Origin of the sequence: Arsenicicoccus dermatophilus (assembly GCF_046267915.1) — a bacterium.
Classification (GTDB): domain Bacteria; phylum Actinomycetota; class Actinomycetes; order Actinomycetales; family Dermatophilaceae; genus Arsenicicoccus; species Arsenicicoccus dermatophilus_A.
This window is the reverse complement of sequence record NZ_CP176520.1, coordinates 2,753,971-2,769,870: the sequence shown is the minus strand read 5'-3', so window position 1 is coordinate 2,769,870 and position 15,900 is coordinate 2,753,971. Positions and strand designations below refer to the sequence as shown.

At 67.6% G+C, this 15,900-nt stretch carries 25 protein-coding genes; 23 read left to right on the top strand and 2 right to left on the bottom strand.

Annotation, left to right across the window (positions count from 1 at the left end):
- Positions 1–95 precede the first annotated feature (95 nt).
- From ACK2IS_RS13130 to ACK2IS_RS13100, 7 genes are all read left to right on the top strand, one after another.
- Entirely contained in the window at positions 96–443 is a 348-nt protein-coding gene (locus ACK2IS_RS13130) for a PadR family transcriptional regulator (RefSeq protein WP_409483748.1), read from the top strand.
- The gene (locus tag ACK2IS_RS13125; protein WP_409483747.1) at positions 443–916 is read left to right on the top strand and encodes a hypothetical protein; all 474 of its coding nucleotides are present in this window, start codon (positions 443–445) and stop codon (positions 914–916) included. The genes ACK2IS_RS13130 and ACK2IS_RS13125 overlap by 1 nt, the downstream gene beginning before the upstream one ends.
- Positions 917–1,222: 306 nt before the next feature.
- Complete coding sequence (rpsL, locus tag ACK2IS_RS13120) at positions 1,223–1,597, top strand: 30S ribosomal protein S12 (protein WP_050347836.1); 375 nt, start codon at positions 1,223–1,225, stop codon at positions 1,595–1,597.
- Positions 1,597–2,067, top strand: a complete 471-nt coding sequence (gene rpsG / locus ACK2IS_RS13115) for a 30S ribosomal protein S7 (RefSeq protein WP_241452871.1) — start codon at positions 1,597–1,599, stop codon at positions 2,065–2,067. The genes rpsL and rpsG overlap by 1 nt, the downstream gene beginning before the upstream one ends.
- A gap of 108 nt (positions 2,068–2,175) precedes the next feature.
- Positions 2,176–4,278 (top strand): elongation factor G, encoded by a 2,103-nt coding sequence (gene fusA / locus ACK2IS_RS13110; RefSeq protein ID WP_409483746.1) that lies wholly within the window; start codon positions 2,176–2,178, stop codon positions 4,276–4,278.
- A gap of 134 nt (positions 4,279–4,412) precedes the next feature.
- Positions 4,413–5,606 (top strand): elongation factor Tu, encoded by a 1,194-nt coding sequence (tuf, locus tag ACK2IS_RS13105; protein WP_409483745.1) that lies wholly within the window; start codon positions 4,413–4,415, stop codon positions 5,604–5,606.
- 148 nt (positions 5,607–5,754) lie between these two features.
- A complete protein-coding gene (locus ACK2IS_RS13100) occupies positions 5,755–6,567 on the top strand; it encodes an enoyl-CoA hydratase/isomerase family protein (protein ID WP_409483744.1) in 813 nt (270 codons plus the stop codon).
- Between the two features lie 41 nt (positions 6,568–6,608).
- Here the strand turns inward: ACK2IS_RS13100 and ACK2IS_RS13095 are convergent, their stop codons facing one another.
- Positions 6,609–7,286 carry a DUF2599 domain-containing protein gene (locus ACK2IS_RS13095; RefSeq protein WP_409483743.1) on the bottom strand — a complete coding sequence of 226 codons (678 nt, stop codon included), beginning with the start codon at positions 7,284–7,286 and terminating at the stop codon, positions 6,609–6,611.
- Entirely contained in the window at positions 7,265–8,014 is a 750-nt protein-coding gene (locus ACK2IS_RS13090) for a DUF2785 domain-containing protein (protein WP_409483742.1), read from the bottom strand. The genes ACK2IS_RS13095 and ACK2IS_RS13090 overlap by 22 nt, the downstream gene beginning before the upstream one ends.
- Positions 8,015–8,457: 443 nt before the next feature.
- Between ACK2IS_RS13090 and rpsJ the strand changes: the two genes are divergently transcribed.
- The 16 genes from rpsJ to rpsH all read left to right on the top strand — a co-directional run bounded on the left by rpsJ (position 8,458) and on the right by rpsH (position 15,875).
- Positions 8,458–8,766, top strand: a complete 309-nt coding sequence (gene rpsJ / locus ACK2IS_RS13085; protein WP_012867945.1) for a 30S ribosomal protein S10 — start codon at positions 8,458–8,460, stop codon at positions 8,764–8,766.
- A 10-nt stretch (positions 8,767–8,776) separates the two neighbouring features.
- Positions 8,777–9,436, top strand: a complete 660-nt coding sequence (gene rplC, locus ACK2IS_RS13080) for a 50S ribosomal protein L3 (protein WP_409483741.1) — start codon at positions 8,777–8,779, stop codon at positions 9,434–9,436.
- Positions 9,437–9,441: 5 nt separating this feature from the next.
- Positions 9,442–10,101 (top strand): 50S ribosomal protein L4, encoded by a 660-nt coding sequence (gene rplD, locus ACK2IS_RS13075; protein ID WP_409483740.1) that lies wholly within the window; start codon positions 9,442–9,444, stop codon positions 10,099–10,101.
- Positions 10,098–10,397 (top strand): 50S ribosomal protein L23, encoded by a 300-nt coding sequence (rplW, locus tag ACK2IS_RS13070; protein WP_409483739.1) that lies wholly within the window; start codon positions 10,098–10,100, stop codon positions 10,395–10,397. Before rplD ends, rplW begins: the two co-directional genes overlap by 4 nt.
- A 42-nt stretch (positions 10,398–10,439) precedes the next feature.
- A complete protein-coding gene (gene rplB, locus ACK2IS_RS13065) occupies positions 10,440–11,276 on the top strand; it encodes a 50S ribosomal protein L2 (protein WP_409483738.1) in 837 nt (278 codons plus the stop codon).
- Between the two features lie 15 nt (positions 11,277–11,291).
- A complete protein-coding gene (gene rpsS, locus ACK2IS_RS13060; RefSeq protein WP_050347847.1) occupies positions 11,292–11,573 on the top strand; it encodes a 30S ribosomal protein S19 in 282 nt (93 codons plus the stop codon).
- A gap of 26 nt (positions 11,574–11,599) precedes the next feature.
- Positions 11,600–11,974, top strand: a complete 375-nt coding sequence (gene rplV / locus ACK2IS_RS13055; RefSeq protein ID WP_409485675.1) for a 50S ribosomal protein L22 — start codon at positions 11,600–11,602, stop codon at positions 11,972–11,974.
- Entirely contained in the window at positions 11,974–12,807 is an 834-nt protein-coding gene (gene rpsC, locus ACK2IS_RS13050; protein WP_409483737.1) for a 30S ribosomal protein S3, read from the top strand. Before rplV ends, rpsC begins: the two co-directional genes overlap by 1 nt.
- The gene (gene rplP / locus ACK2IS_RS13045; protein ID WP_409483736.1) at positions 12,807–13,226 is read left to right on the top strand and encodes a 50S ribosomal protein L16; all 420 of its coding nucleotides are present in this window, start codon (positions 12,807–12,809) and stop codon (positions 13,224–13,226) included. The genes rpsC and rplP overlap by 1 nt, the downstream gene beginning before the upstream one ends.
- Entirely contained in the window at positions 13,226–13,471 is a 246-nt protein-coding gene (rpmC, locus tag ACK2IS_RS13040) for a 50S ribosomal protein L29 (RefSeq protein WP_241452848.1), read from the top strand. Before rplP ends, rpmC begins: the two co-directional genes overlap by 1 nt.
- Complete coding sequence (gene rpsQ, locus ACK2IS_RS13035) at positions 13,468–13,770, top strand: 30S ribosomal protein S17 (RefSeq protein WP_241452846.1); 303 nt, start codon at positions 13,468–13,470, stop codon at positions 13,768–13,770. Before rpmC ends, rpsQ begins: the two co-directional genes overlap by 4 nt.
- A 121-nt stretch (positions 13,771–13,891) precedes the next feature.
- Complete coding sequence (gene rplN / locus ACK2IS_RS13030) at positions 13,892–14,260, top strand: 50S ribosomal protein L14 (RefSeq protein WP_241452843.1); 369 nt, start codon at positions 13,892–13,894, stop codon at positions 14,258–14,260.
- A 3-nt stretch (positions 14,261–14,263) separates the two neighbouring features.
- Complete coding sequence (gene rplX / locus ACK2IS_RS13025) at positions 14,264–14,605, top strand: 50S ribosomal protein L24 (RefSeq protein WP_409483735.1); 342 nt, start codon at positions 14,264–14,266, stop codon at positions 14,603–14,605.
- 2 nt (positions 14,606–14,607) lie between these two features.
- A complete protein-coding gene (gene rplE, locus ACK2IS_RS13020) occupies positions 14,608–15,177 on the top strand; it encodes a 50S ribosomal protein L5 (RefSeq protein ID WP_409483734.1) in 570 nt (189 codons plus the stop codon).
- A 2-nt stretch (positions 15,178–15,179) separates the two neighbouring features.
- Positions 15,180–15,365: a type Z 30S ribosomal protein S14 gene (locus ACK2IS_RS13015; RefSeq protein ID WP_050347855.1), complete on the top strand. Its 186-nt coding sequence runs from the start codon at positions 15,180–15,182 to the stop codon at positions 15,363–15,365.
- Between the two features lie 111 nt (positions 15,366–15,476).
- Positions 15,477–15,875 (top strand): 30S ribosomal protein S8, encoded by a 399-nt coding sequence (rpsH, locus tag ACK2IS_RS13010; RefSeq protein WP_241452834.1) that lies wholly within the window; start codon positions 15,477–15,479, stop codon positions 15,873–15,875.
- The last annotated feature ends 25 nt before the right edge of the window (positions 15,876–15,900 follow it).

Genomic DNA, 15,900 nt, shown 5'->3' with positions numbered 1-15,900 from the left:
CCCTTCCTTCGGGTAGGGGCGGCCCGCTCCGGCATGCCGGAGGGTCTGATTAGTTGACGGTGCTATCTAGATGGTGTCACCATCTAATAGTGGAGATGGGGTCCGAGCGACAGGCGCAATGGCTGCGCGGGGTTCTCGACCTCGCGGTTCTGGCCGTGCTCGACCGCGAGGGGGAGGCCTACGGCTACTCCCTGCTGCAGGCTCTCGACCGAGCCGGCCTGCCCGACCTCAAGGGGGGCACGATCTATCCCCTGCTGAGCCGGCTGGAGAGGGACGGGCTCGTCGCGTCCTCCTGGCGGGCAGGGGAGTCCGGCCCGGCCCGCAAGTACTTCACCGTCACCGCCGACGGGCGGCGTGCGCTGGGGGCAGGCATCGCGGGGTGGACGGATTTCACGGAGACGATCACCGCGATCCTCTCCTCAGGAGCGAGGAGGTCCCGCTGATGGCGACCGAGATGCAGGTGTATGCCGACGAGCTGCGTGGGGCGCTGGTCCGCCTCGGCGTTCCCCTGGCCCAGTGCGAGCAGATCGTCGCCGAGGTCGAGGCCCACGTCGTGGACACGGGGGAGCGGCCGGTCGAGGCCTTCGGTCCCGCCGGGGTCTACGCCGCGGAGCATGCCGGCGTGGCGGGGGCGCCGCAGGTGTCGGCCGGGGCGCGGCCGCCCCGAAGGAGGAGGGTGAGGTGGGTCCTGGTGGCGGCCGTCGCCCTGGTCCTGCTCGGAGTCCTGGTGCTGCCCGACGTCATACCCCTGATCGCGGGGCCGGAGTGCTTCGGGGAGGGCTGTGATCGCAATCCCCTCCGGCCGCATCTCGCAGAGCTGATGTGGTCGGGTGTCGTCGCGCTCGTGCCGCTACTGATCATCGGTTGCCTGGTGTGGTTCCGGGTGCGGAGCAGGAGGGCCCGGCGCGCGCCCTGAGCGGCGGGTGACACCTGCCAAGGGATGATTTGGAGTGGCTCCGCTCTACCGGTAATCTTGTTCTCTGTGTCGTGCTTGACACGGACACAGCGTGCCCTCTCCACGGAGGGAGCGACGGGGCCGGATGGGCTCTCGTCGCCCGGACGTGGATGATCACAATTCTTGCGCCTGGCGCCCACGACCTGGTCGGGGGAGTGCGGGTGCGAGCACCGCCGACACGCCCGACCTCGGGGTGCGGAGGCGGCATGACAAGGAGTCTGCCCGCCCTAGGCGGGTGGGCTGACCATCAGAACGTACGGAGACTACGTGCCAACCATCAACCAGCTCGTCCGCAAGGGCCGGCAGGACAAGGTCGACAAGAACAAGACCCCTGCCCTCAAGGGCAGCCCGCAGCGCCGTGGCGTCTGCACCCGTGTCTACACCACCACCCCCAAGAAGCCGAACTCCGCGCTGCGCAAGGTCGCCCGCGTGAAGCTGACCTCCGGCATCGAGGTCACGGCCTACATCCCGGGTGTCGGTCACAACCTGCAGGAGCACTCCATCGTGCTCGTGCGTGGTGGCCGTGTGAAGGACCTTCCTGGCGTCCGCTACAAGATCATCCGTGGCTCCCTCGACACCCAGGGTGTCAAGAACCGCAAGCAGGCTCGCTCCCGCTACGGCGCCAAGAAGGAGAAGAAGTAATGCCTCGTAAGGGCCCCGCTCCGAAGCGCCCCCTGGTCGTCGACCCGGTCTACGGCTCGCCGCTCGTGACCCAGCTGGTCAACAAGATCCTCCTGGACGGCAAGAAGTCCATCGCCGAGAACATCGTCTACGGCGCCCTCGAGGGCTGCCGCGAGAAGACCGGCACGGACCCCGTCCTCACCCTCAAGCGCGCGCTGGACAACGTCAAGCCCGCCCTCGAGGTGCGTTCCCGCCGTGTCGGTGGCGCGACCTACCAGGTCCCGGTCGAGGTCAAGCCCGGCCGTTCCACCACGCTGGCGCTGCGCTGGCTCGTCGGCTACTCGCGCCAGCGTCGTGAGAAGACCATGACCGAGCGTCTGATGAACGAGATCCTCGACGCGAGCAACGGCCTGGGTGCCGCGGTCAAGCGTCGCGAGGACACGCACAAGATGGCCGAGTCCAACAAGGCCTTCGCGCACTACCGCTGGTAAGACCCGAACGCCGGCGGCTCGGTCGACCGAGCCGCCGGCATCGCCGGTCCTCCTCCTGGAGCGTGCCGGACTGCTGCACCACCGACTCGAAGAGATGAGAAAACAGACGTGGCACTCGACGTCCTCACGGACCTGAAGAAGGTCCGCAACATCGGCATCATGGCGCACATCGATGCTGGCAAGACGACGGCGACCGAGCGGATCCTGTTCTACACCGGCATCAACTACAAGATCGGTGAGACGCACGACGGCTCCGCGACGATGGACTGGATGGAGCAGGAGCAGGAGCGCGGCATCACGATCACGTCCGCCGCGACGACGTGCTTCTGGGAGGGCCACCAGATCAACATCATCGACACCCCTGGCCACGTCGACTTCACGGTCGAGGTCGAGCGCTCCCTGCGTGTGCTCGACGGCGCGGTCGCCGTCTTCGACGGCAAGGAGGGCGTCGAGCCCCAGTCGGAGACCGTGTGGCGCCAGGCCGACAAGTACGGCGTCCCGCGCATGTGCTTCGTCAACAAGATGGACAAGCTCGGCGCGGACTTCTACTACACCGTGCAGACCATCGTGGACCGCCTCGGTGCGGAGCCGCTGGTGCTGCAGATCCCGATCGGGGCCGAGAACGACTTCGTCGGCGTCATCGACCTCGTCTACAACCGCGCGCTGGTCTGGCACGGCGACGTGAAGATGGGCCAGGACTACGAGATCGAGGAGATCCCCGCCGACCTCGTCGACAAGGCCGAGGAGTGGCGCGGCAAGCTCGTGGAGCGGGTGGCGGAGTCCGACGAGGAGCTGCTCGAGAAGTACCTCGGTGGCGAGGAGCTGACGCCCGAGGAGCTCAAGGGCGCCATTCGCAAGATCACCCTCGCGGGCGAGGTCAACCCGGTGCTGTGCGGCACGGCGTTCAAGAACAAGGGCGTCCAGCCCCTGCTCGACGCCATCGTCGACTACCTCCCGTCCCCCCTGGACGTGCCGGCCATCCAGGCCCACGACCCCAAGGACGAGGAGAAGATCATCGAGCGTCACTCCGACGCGGGCGAGCCCTTCTCCGCCCTGGCCTTCAAGGTCGTGTCGCACCCCTTCTTCGGTCGTCTGACCTACGTCCGGGTCTACTCCGGCGAGGTCAAGCAGGGCGACATGATGCTGAACGCGACCAAGGGCAAGAAGGAGCGCGTCGGCAAGCTCTTCCAGATGCACGCCAACAAGGAGAACCCGGTCGACCACGCGACCGCCGGGCACATCTACGCCATGATCGGTCTCAAGGACACCACCACCGGTGACACCCTGGCCGCTCAGGACGCCCCGGTGATCCTCGAGTCGATGACCTTCCCCGAGCCGGTCATCAACGTGGCCATCGAGCCCAAGACGAAGGGTGACCAGGAGAAGCTCTCCACGGCCATCCAGAAGCTCGCCGAGGAGGACCCGACCTTCCGGGTCGAGCTCGACGAGGAGACCGGCCAGACCATCATCAAGGGCATGGGCGAGCTCCACCTCGACATCCTCGTCGACCGCATGCGTCGCGAGTTCAAGGTCGAGGCCAACGTCGGCAAGCCGCAGGTCGCCTACCGCGAGACCATCCGTCGCACGGTGGAGAAGTACGACTACACCCACAAGAAGCAGACGGGTGGTTCGGGTCAGTACGCCAAGGTCCAGATCACCTTCGCGCCGATGGACACCGCCGAGGGCAAGATGTACGAGTTCGAGAACAAGGTCACCGGTGGCCGCGTTCCGCGCGAGTACATCCCCTCCGTCGGCAACGGCATCGAGGAGGCCATGGGCCAGGGCGTGCTCGCGGGCTACCCGATGGTCGGTGTCCGCGCGACGCTGATCGACGGTGCCTACCACGACGTCGACTCCTCGGAGATGGCGTTCAAGATCGCCGGCTCCATGGCCTTCAAGGAGGCCGCCCGCAAGGCCGACCCGGCCTTGCTCGAGCCGATGATGGCCGTCGAGGTGCGCACCCCCGAGGACTACATGGGTGACGTCATCGGCGACCTCAACTCCCGCCGTGGCCAGATCCAGGCCATGGAGGACATCAGCGGCGCCAAGATCGTTCGCGCGCTCGTGCCGCTGTCGGAGATGTTCGGATACGTTGGCGACCTGCGTTCCAAGACCCAGGGCCGCGCCAACTACACGATGCAGTTCGACTCGTACGCCGAGGTTCCCAAGAACGTCGCCGAGGAGATCATCAAGAAGACCCGAGGCGAGTAATCCGATTCGGAAGTCCAGCGCCCCGGCGCTAGACTTCCGGATCGCGTCTCACACTGCACCACCCCCAGAAGACGACGCCACGTCCTGCTTGGTCGTACGGCGTAACACCTTAAAAGTCCTGAGGAGGACCCCAAGTGGCGAAGGCTAAGTTCGAGCGGACCAAGCCGCACGTCAACATCGGCACCATCGGTCACATCGACCACGGTAAGACGACGCTGACGGCTGCGATCTCCAAGGTTCTGCACGACGAGTACCCGGACCTGAACCCCCAGTTCGCGTTCGAGGACATCGACAAGGCTCCCGAGGAGCGCCAGCGCGGTATCACGATCTCCATCGCGCACATCGAGTACCAGACCGAGGGTCGTCACTACGCCCACGTCGACTGCCCCGGTCACGCGGACTACGTGAAGAACATGATCACCGGTGCGGCCCAGATGGACGGCGCGATCCTGGTCGTCGCCGCCACCGACGGCCCGATGCCGCAGACGAAGGAGCACGTCCTCCTGGCCCGCCAGGTCGGCGTTCCCTACATCGTCGTCGCGCTCAACAAGACCGACATGGTCGACGACGAGGAGATCCTCGAGCTCGTCGAGATGGAGGTCCGCGAGCTGCTGACCGAGTACGAGTTCCCGGGTGACGACCTGCCGGTCGTCCGCATCTCTGCGCTCAAGGCTCTCGAGGGCGACGCCGAGTGGGGCAAGACCGTCGTCGAGCTCATGAAGACGGTGGACGAGTACATCCCGGAGCCGGAGCGCGACACCGACAAGCCGTTCATGATGCCGATCGAGGACGTCTTCACGATCACCGGTCGTGGCACCGTCGTCACCGGTCGTATCGAGCGCGGCATCCTCAAGGTCAACGAGGAGGTCGAGATCGTCGGTATCCGCGAGAAGACCCAGAAGACCACGGTCACCGGCATCGAGATGTTCCGCAAGCTGCTCGACGAGGGTCGCGCCGGTGAGAACGTCGGTCTGCTGCTCCGCGGCACCAAGCGCGAGGAGGTGGAGCGCGGCCAGGTCGTCTGCAAGCCGGGCTCGATCACCCCGCACACCGAGTTCGAGGCCTCGGCGTACATCCTGTCCAAGGACGAGGGTGGTCGTCACACGCCGTTCTACGACAACTACCGTCCGCAGTTCTACTTCCGGACGACTGACGTGACCGGCGTCGTCCACCTGCCCGAAGGCACCGAGATGATCATGCCCGGCGACAACACCTCCATGAAGGTTGACCTGATTCAGCCCATCGCCATGGAGGAGGGCCTGAAGTTCAACATCCGTGAGGGTGGCCGCACCGTCGGTGCCGGTCAGGTCACGAAGATCATCAAGTGATCTGAGCTCCTGCGGGAGCGACTGATCTCGCGAGGGCGGGGTCCGGGATTACCGGGCCCCGCCCTCGGTGTCTGCCTGCCGGGTCGCCGACCCCGCTCGGCATACGGCAGGCTGGTGCGGACACCTGATCGCGATCCCGGGAGGAACCATGGACCTCGGCACCTTCGACACGCTGCTCGTGGAGCAGGACGGCGACGCCCTCGTCGTCACCGTCAACCGGCCCCAGGCGATGAACGCGCTCGCCAGGCAGGTGGTCACCGACCTGGGTGAGCTGGTGAGCGCCGTGGAGGCCCAGGTCGGGCAGGAGGGACGCTGGCCCGTCCGCGGGGTCATCATCACCGGAGCGGGCGAGAAGGCCTTCGTGGCCGGGGCCGACATCGTCGAGATGCAGTCCATGTCGCCGGCGGAGGGCGAGGAGTACTCCCGTCGCATGCAGGGCGTGACCGAGCGCCTGGAGGCCCTCCCGGTGCCGGTCATCGCCGCGGTCAACGGTTTCGCCCTGGGGGGTGGTTGCGAGCTGGCCATGGCGTGCGACTGGATCTATGCGTCTGCCCGGGCGCGGTTCGGCCAGCCGGAGGTCAACCTCGGTCTGGTGCCGGGCTTCGGCGGATCGGTGCGCCTGACCCGGCGCGTCGGCCTCGGTATGGCGCGCGAGCTGATCTGCACGGGGCGGATGATCGACGCTCCGGAGGCGCTGCGCATCGGCCTGGTGAACCAGGTGTTCGACGACCGTGAGTCCCTGATCGCCGGGGCCAAGGCCACCGTCACCGAGCTGGCGGGCAAGAGCGCCGTCGCCGTGGCGGCCTGCAAGCGGCTCCTGAACGAGGTCGAGCCCCTCTCCGTCCAGGACGGTCTGGACCGGGAGGCTCACGCCTTCCGGGCGGCCTTCGAGACCGAGGACAAGGTGGAGGGCGTCCGCGCCTTCGTCGCGAAGCAGACCCCCGCCTTCCCCGGCCGCTGAGGCACCGGCGAGCTCCCGTCGACGGTCGACGACCCCTCGGGTCATCGACCGTCGGGGTCTCGCTCCGCGCCGGGATTGCACCGGGTCGCGATCGTGGCGGGGAGACCGACGTCAGGACGGGTCGGCTCCAGGTGCCACACCTTCTTCCCCGGTGCGAAGGTCACGTGGCACCGCAGCTGGTCCTGCATGCCAGGCAGCCCCATCTCCTGGTGGTGGCGACGCAGGTCGTCCAGCACGGCGTCGGCCGCGCCCGGCCACCCCGTCCCGGCCCACGTCGGGGTGACCGCCAGCGACCGGGCCGATCCCCTGGTGATCCAGCGGGTCGCGGCCACCGGGCGCTCCACGCGCTCGACCACTCGCACGCCGGACGTCCGGGAGCACACCTGCCCGTCCGCGACCTCCAGCCGGGCGTGCGCCGGCGTGACCCGGACACCCCGCACGAAGGTGGCGCCGCGCAGCAGGATCCAGCGATCACGCCCGCGCGGGAGGACCGTGGTCGCGGGAGCCGGGTCACCGATCCCGCCGACGGGGGCACAGCGCGCGTTCGTGGAGGTCCCGGTGGAGAGGGCGCCCCGGGGTGCGGTGGGGGAGGCGTGCTCCGTGCGGCCGATCGGCGCGGTGCCGGAAGCCTCGGGCGCGGGGGACGCCTGGCACGCGACGATCACCAGGACCATCGCCCCGAGCGCCGCTCCCTGCCTCACCGGCGTGCCACGAGCCACGGCTCGACCTGCTCCAGGAGGTGTCGGATCTCCTCCTGCACCCGACCGGCGTGCTTGACCGCCCGCGCCCGCTCGGCCGGAACCTCTCCGTCCACCACGACGTAGAGGCTTCGCATCGCGCGACAGGTGTTGATCGTGGTCGCGGGGATCGGGGCTTCCCCGGCCGTCATCCGCTCGCGGAGGCCGCGGATCCATCCGGTCGCCTCGGCCGCACCGAGATCGTCCTGCAGGAGAACCTGGGCAACGGCCAGGGCCACCCGGTCCTCCTCCTGGTCCCGCCAGACGGTGGAGCTAGGATGGACCAGGCGTCGCGAGACGGCGTCCAGCAGCACGCCGGCCGGCACCGCGCTGGTCTGGCCCAGCTCTCCGAGGACGTCGGCCCCGTGGGCGACCGCGTGCACCCAGCCGATCTCGGCCACGAAGCCACGCTGGTCCGGCTCCTGCACCCACCACTCGAGGAACCGCGGGGTCCACGAGCGACGCCACACCATGATGCTGGCGAGATAGGCGAGCGGCACCGTGGCGAAGGAACGGGTGTGCCCGTCCGGCGCGTCGAGGAGGTCCACCAGGGCGTCGCCGAGCGCCTGCCGCTCCTTGCGGGCCAGCTGCTGCGCCCCGCGCACCACGGTGGCGAGAGCGATCTCACGGGTGGAGCCGTCGCGGGCGGCCAGGCCGTCGAGAGCCGCCCGCAGATCGTCCGGGAGCGGGGTGGTGTCGCGCTTCGCCATACCGTGATCGTCCCAGAGGGCGACGGGTGCGCCATGGGTGGCGGAAAGGTCATCGGCGTGTCGTCTGGATTCCGACACCGCGAATTTGGATCCTGTCCCGCTGTCTGTCACACTAGGGAAGTTGCTTGACGCGTGGCCGAGGCATACTCATCCGCTCTCGCAGGGTTTCCTGTCCGGAGCGATCGAGCATGCGGCTGCCATCGTCCCTCGCGAGAGGTTACTAGCACCACCGGACCGTCCACGGACTGGCTGATGGGCCTGTGACTCCTCGTGCGGGGAGCGCAAGCCCCGGCCCAGACGGACCGGCCCAGCACGGGGTAGCCCGCCGATTCAGCGCGCGCTCGTGAGCGGAGCAAGGGCGACACGCCCGACCGCGTGGGTCGGAGACGCACCTGGTTCGGCCACCGGACCAGCAGGACAGACGAGAGAGAGTCAACGAAGCGATGGCGGGACAGAAGATCCGCATCCGGCTTAAGTCGTACGACCACGAGGTCATCGACAGCTCGGCGCGCAAGATCGTGGACACCGTGACCCGTGCGGGCGCGACGGTCGTGGGCCCCGTGCCCCTGCCGACGGAGAAGAATGTCTTCTGCGTCATCCGTTCGCCGCACAAGTACAAGGACAGCCGCGAGCACTTCGAGATGCGGACGCACAAGCGTCTCATCGACATCATCGACCCGACGCCCAAGGCCGTCGACTCGCTGATGCGTCTCGACCTGCCGGCGGACGTCAACATCGAGATCAAGCTCTGAGGAACCCCACATGACTAACGCTGCCATCGAGCGCAACGTCAAGGGCGTCCTTGGCGAGAAGCTCGGCATGACCCAGGTCTGGGACGCGGACAACCGCCTCGTCCCCGTGACCGTCATCAAGGCGGGCCCGTGCGTCGTCACGCAGGTCCGCGACGCCGAGAAGGACGGCTACCAGGCCGTCCAGATCGCCTTCGGCGCGATCGACCCGCGCAAGGTCAACAAGCCCATGGCCGGCCACTTCGAGAAGGCCGGCGTGTCGCCGCGCCGTCACCTCGTCGAGCTCCGCACCGGGGACGCCGCCGAGTACACCATCGGGCAGGAGATCACGGTCGAGGCCTTCGAGGCCGGCGCGACCGTCGACGTCACCGGCACCACCAAGGGCAAGGGCTTCGCCGGCGTCATGAAGCGACACGGCTTCAAGGGCGTCTCGTCCTCCCACGGTGCGCACCGCAACCACCGCAAGCCGGGCTCGATCGGTGGCTGCTCCACCCCGGGCCGCGTCTTCAAGGGCCTGCGCATGGCCGGTCGCATGGGCGGCGTGCGCCAGACCACCCAGAACCTCACGATCCACGCCGTGGACGCCGACAAGGGTCTGCTCGTCATCAAGGGTGCCGTTCCTGGTCCCCGTGGTGCCGTCGTCCTGGTCCGCACGGCCGCCAAGGGGGCCTGAGCCTAATGACGACCATCGACATCCTGGACGCCAAGGGCGCCAAGGCGGGCTCCGTCGAGCTGCCCGCCGAGGTGTTCGACGTCCAGACCAACATCCCGCTGATCCACCAGGTCGTGGTGGCCCAGCTCGCGGCGGCCCGTCAGGGCACCCACAAGGCCAAGACCCGAGCGGAGGTGTCCGGCGGTGGCGCCAAGCCCTATCGCCAGAAGGGCACTGGTCGGGCTCGTCAGGGATCGACCCGCGCGCCGCAGTTCGCCGGCGGTGGCACGGTCCACGGCCCGGTGCCGCGGGACTACAGCCAGCGCACCCCCAAGAAGATGAAGGCCGCTGCTCTGCGCGGTGCTCTCTCCGACCGCGCCCGCCACGGTCGCGTCCACGTCATGTCCTCGCTCGTCGAGGGCAGCACCCCGTCCACCAAGGCCGTCGCCGCGGTGCTGGGTGCCCTGACCGAGCGCAAGAACCTCCTGGTGGTCATCGAGCGGGAGGACACCCTCGGCCTGGCGTCGGTGCGCAACATCGCCAACGTGCACACCCTGGTGGCCGACCAGCTGAACACCTACGACGTGCTCTGCGCCGACGACGTGGTCTTCACCCAGGGCGCTCTCGAGTCCTTCCTGGCTCGCGGCACCCAGTCGGCCGACAAGGCTGAGGAGGACACCAAGTGACCACCATCAAGGACCCCCGCGACATCCTGCTCGCGCCGGTCGTCTCCGAGAAGTCGTACGGGCTGATGGATCAGGGCAAGTACACCTTCGTGGTGGACCCCCGGGCCAACAAGACCGAGATCAAGATCGCCGTCGAGCAGGTCTTCAAGGTCAAGGTGGACTCCGTGCACACGCTCAACCGCCAGGGCAAGACCCGCCGCACGCGGTTCGGCCTCGGCAAGCGCAAGGACACCAAGCGCGCGATCGTCACCCTCAAGGAAGGGTCGATCGACATCTTCGGAGGCGCTGGCGTCTGACGCCGGCGACCGAGGATCGACTAGGACATTGAGGGACTAGACATGGCTATCCGTAAGTACAAGCCCACGACCCCGGGTCGTCGCGGCTCGAGCGTGGCGGACTTCGTCGAGGTCACGCGCAGCACGCCCGAGAAGTCGCTGGTGCGCCCGCTGCCCAAGACCGGTGGACGCAACTCGAGCGGCCGCATCACCACCCGCCACATCGGCGGTGGGCACAAGCGCGCCTACCGCGTGATCGACTTCCGTCGCCACGACAAGGACGGCGTGCCGGCGAAGGTCGCCCACATCGAGTACGACCCCAACCGCACCGCGCGCATCGCGCTCCTGCACTACGCCGACGGGGAGAAGCGCTACATCCTCGCCCCCAACCGGCTGAGCCAGGGAGACACCATCGAGAACGGTCCCGGCGCCGACATTAAGCCGGGCAACGCGCTGCCGCTCAAGAACATCCCGGTGGGTACCGTCATCCACGCGATCGAGCTCAAGCCCGGCGGTGGCGCCAAGATCGCCCGGTCCGCCGGTGCGCGAGTCCAGCTCGTCGCCAAGGACGGCCCCTACGCCCAGCTACGTATGCCGTCCGGCGAGATCCGCAACGTCGACCTGCGCTGCCGCGCCACGGTCGGGGAGGTGGGCAACGCCGAGCAGAGCAACATCAACTGGGGCAAGGCCGGCCGCATGCGTTGGAAGGGCAAGCGCCCCACCGTCCGTGGCGTGGCGATGAACCCGATCGACCACCCGCACGGTGGGGGTGAGGGCAAGACCTCCGGTGGTCGTCACCCGGTCAGCCCCTGGGGTCAGCCCGAGGGCCGCACCCGCAAGCCGGGCAAGCCGAGCGACAAGCTCATCGTCCGTCGTCGTCGCACTGGCAAGAAGCGCTGATAGGAGCCTTTGGACATGCCTCGTAGCCTGAAGAAGGGCCCCTTCATCGACGACCACCTTCAGAAGAAGGTGGACGCCCAGAACGAAGCGGGCACCAAGAACGTCATCAAGACCTGGTCGCGTCGATCCGTGATCAGCCCCGACATGCTCGGCCACACCCTTGCCGTGCACGACGGTCGCAAGCACGTCCCGGTCTTCGTGACCGAGTCGATGGTCGGCCACAAGCTCGGCGAGTTCGCCCCCACTCGTACCTTCAAGGGTCACGAGAAGGACGACAAGAAGGGGCGTCGTCGCTGATGGCCACCAACCACAAGGAGTTCCAGATGGAGGCCAAGGCCGTCGCGCGTCACGTCCGCGTCACGCCGATGAAGGCCCGTCGCGTCGTCAACCTGGTCCGGGGCAAGAACGTCACCGAGGCCATCGCGACGCTGCAGTTCGCCCCGCAGTCCGCGAGCGATCCGGTCCTGAAGGTGCTGCAGAGCGCCATCGCCAACGCCCGCGTCAAGGCGGACCAGGCCTCCGAGGCCTTCGACGAGCGCAACCTGGTCGTCACGCAGGCCTACGTCGACGAGGGCCAGACCATGAAGCGGTTCCAGCCTCGCGCCCAGGGCCGTGCTTTCCGGGTCCGCAAGCGCACGAGCCACATCACCGTCTTCGTTGGCCAGCCGGTGGCCGCGAGCAAGGGAGGCACCCGCTAATGGGTCAGAAGGTCAACCCGCACGGTTTCCGCCTCGGGATCACCACCGACCACCGCAGCCGCTGGTTCGCCGACTCGACGAAGCCGGGTCAGCGTTACCGCGACTACGTCAAGGAGGACGTGGCCATCCGCCGACTCCTGTCCGAGGGGATGGAGCGCGCCGGCATCGCCCGCGTCGAGATCGAGCGCACGCGTGACCGCGTCCGTGTCGACATCCACACCGCCCGCCCGGGCATCGTCATCGGTCGCCGCGGCGCCGAGGCCGATCGCATCCGTGGCGAGCTGGAGAAGCTCACGGGCAAGCAGGTCCAGCTGAACATCCTCGAGGTCAAGAACCCCGAGGTCGACGCCCAGCTGGTCGCGCAGGGGATCGCCGAGCAGCTGTCTGCCCGGGTCTCCTTCCGTCGCGCCATGCGCAAGGGCATGCAGTCCGCCCAGCGCGCCGGGGCCCTCGGCATCCGGGTCATGTGCGCCGGTCGTCTCGGCGGGGCCGAGATGTCCCGCTCGGAGTTCTACCGCGAGGGACGCGTCCCGCTGCACACCCTGCGCGCCAACATCGACTACGGCTTCTACGAGGCTCGTACGACCTTCGGTCGCATCGGTGTCAAGGTGTGGATCTACAAGGGCGACATCACCGCCAAGGAGCTCGCGGCCCAGCAGGCTGCCGCGCCGCGCCCGTCGCGCGGGCCGCGCCGTGACGGCGCGGACCGCCCCGGCCGTGGTGGTGGCCGCGGCCCCCGTCGTGACAACCGCGACGCAGCCCCGGTGGCAGAGGCCCCCGCTGCGTCCGACACCACGCAGGCCCAGCCTGCGGAGCAGGGAGCTGAGTCCTGATGCTGATTCCCCGTCGTGTGAAGCACCGCAAGCAGCACCACCCCAAGCGCAGTGGTGCGGCCAAGGGCGGCACCAAGGTGTCCTTCGGTGACTACGGGATCCAGGCCCTCGAGCCGGCCTACGTCACCAACCGGCAGATCGAGTCCGCTCGTATCGCCATGACCCGCTACATCAAGCGTGGCGGAAAGGTCTGGATCAACATCTACCCGGACCGCCCCCTGACCAAGAAGCCTGCCGAGACCCGCATGGGTTCCGGTAAGGGGTCGACCGAGTGGTGGGTGGCCAACGTCAAGCCCGGCCGCGTCATGTTCGAGCTGGCCGGCGTCCCGGAGCCCGTCGCCCGTGAGGCCATGCGTCTCGCCATGCACAAGCTCCCGATGAAGTGCCGTTTCGTGGCGCGCGAAGGTGGTGACATCTGATGGCAGTCGGTTCCAAGGACCTGACGTCCGAGCAGCTCCGTGGTCTGGGCGACGACCGCCTGGTCGACGAGCTGAAGAAGGCGAAGGAGGAGCTGTTCAACCTCCGCTTCCAGTCCGCCACCGGCCAGCTGGAGAACCACGGCCGTCTGCGTGCGGTCCGCAAGGACATCGCCCGGATCTACACCGAGATGCGTGAGCGCGAGCTCGGCATCGGCGCCGCCCCCGCGAAGGGTGCCAAGGCATGAGCGACAACCAGAAGGAAGCTGCGAACACCGTGAGCGAGACGACTCTCGAGCGCAACTACCGCAAGACCCGCCAGGGCTACGTGGTGAGCGACAAGATGGACAAGACCGTCGTCGTCGAGGTCGAGGACCGTGTCAAGCACGCTCTCTACGGGAAGGTCCTGCGCCGCAGCAGCAAGGTCAAGGCGCACGACGAGCAGAACTCGGCCGGCATCGGCGACCGCGTCCTCATCATGGAGACCCGACCGTTGTCCGCCAGCAAGCGCTGGCGCGTGGTCGAGATCCTCGAGCGTGCGAAGTAATTCGTCACCGCTCACCTCAAGCATCGGCCTCGGGAGGACCTGAGGCCAGCCCCACCAACAGTTCGGCAAGGCTCGACCGGAGGAACCCGGAGAGAACCGGCTCGACGACAGGAGTTCGACAGTGATCCAGCAGGAGTCGCGACTGCGCGTCGCCGACAACACCGGTGCCAAGGAGATCCTTTGCATCCGCGTGCTCGGCGGTTCGGGTCGTCGGTATGCCGGCATCGGCGACGTCATCGTCGCCACCGTCAAGGACGCGATCCCCGGTGGCAACGTGAAGAAGGGCGACGTGGTCAAGGCCGTCATCGTCCGCACCACCAAGGAGCGTCGTCGCGTCGACGGTTCCTACATCAAGTTCGACGAGAACGCGGCCGTCATCCTCAAGAACGACGGTGACCCGCGTGGCACGCGCATCTTCGGCCCGGTCGGGCGCGAGCTGCGTGAGAAGAAGTTCATGAAGATCATCTCTCTGGCGCCGGAGGTGCTGTAACCCATGGCGAAGATGAAGATCAAGAAGGGTGACCTCGTGCAGGTCATCACCGGTCCCGACAAGGGCCTGCAGGGCAAGGTCATCAGCGTCGACACCGAGACCCAGCGTGTGCTGGTCGAGGGTGTCAACCGGGTGACCAAGCACACCAAGGCCGGTCAGGGAACGAGCCGCACCGGCGGCATCGTCCACACCGAGGCGCCGATCCACGTGTCCAACGTGCAGGTCGTGGACGCCGAGACCAAGAAGCCGACCCGCATCAAGACGCGCGTCGAGACGGTGGAGCGAGACGGTCGCACCAAGACCCTTCGCACCCGCGTCTCGGTCCGCTCGGGCAAGGACCTGTGACCATGACCACGACCACCCCTGAGAACACGCAGCCCCGCCTCAAGGCGCGCTACGCCGCGGAGATCAAGCCGGCCCTGCAGGACCAGTTCTCCTACGCCAACGTGATGCAGGTGCCCGGCGTGACCAAGGTCATCGTCAACATGGGCGTGGGCGAGGCCGCACGCGACTCCAAGCTCATCGAGGGCGCCGTCCGCGACCTCACGGCCATCACCGGCCAGAAGCCCGTGGTGACCAAGGCCCGCAAGTCCATCGCGCAGTTCAAGCTGCGCGAGGGCATGCCCATCGGTGCGCACGTCACGCTGCGCGGTGACCGCATGTGGGAGTTCCTGGACCGCCTGCTGTCCGTGGCTCTCCCGCGCATCCGTGACTTCCGTGGCCTGTCGGGCAAGCAGTTCGACGGCCGCGGCAACTACACCTTCGGCCTCAACGAGCAGTCCATGTTCCACGAGATCGACCAGGACAAGATCGACCGCGTGCGTGGTATGGACATCACGATCGTGACGACCGCCACCAACGACGACGAGGGTCGGGCCCTGCTCAAGCAGCTCGGCTTCCCCTTCAAGGAGAACTGACCGTGGCCAAGACCGCCCTGATCAACAAGGCGAACGCCAAGCCCAAGTTCAAGGTTCGCGCCTACACGCGTTGCCAGCGCTGCGGCCGCCCGCACTCGGTCTACCGCAAGTTCGGCCTGTGCCGCGTCTGCCTGCGCGAGATGGCGCACCGGGGCGAGCTCCCCGGTGTCACCAAGAGCAGCTGGTAATCCACCCCTCGAATTTCCACTCCGTTCTACATCGCAGGTCGGGGACGAGCCGCCGGGGGACCGGCATACGGCTCAGGCCTGAAACCGCGGTGAGGAAGGGCAAGCAGCCCAATGACAATGACTGACCCGATTGCGGACATGCTGACCCGCGTCCGGAACGCCAACTCGGCGCACCACGACGCTGTCTCCATGCCGTTCTCGAAGCTCAAGAAGAACATCGCGGACATCCTCGAGGCGGAGGGCTACATCGCCGGCTCCAAGATCGAGGACGCCGAGGTGGGTCAGACCCTGACCATCACCCTCAAGTACGGCCCCAACCGGGAGCGTTCCATCGCCGGTGTGCGCCGTGTGTCCAAGCCGGGTCTTCGCGTCTACGCGAAGTCCACCAACCTCCCCAAGGTCCTGGGAGGACTGGGCGTGGCGATCATCTCCACGTCCTCGGGTCTTCTCACGGACAAGCAGGCCGCTCAGAAGGGCGTGGGTGGGGAAGTCCTCGCCTACGTCTGGTAATCCCAGGCACTCGGAAAGGAAGATC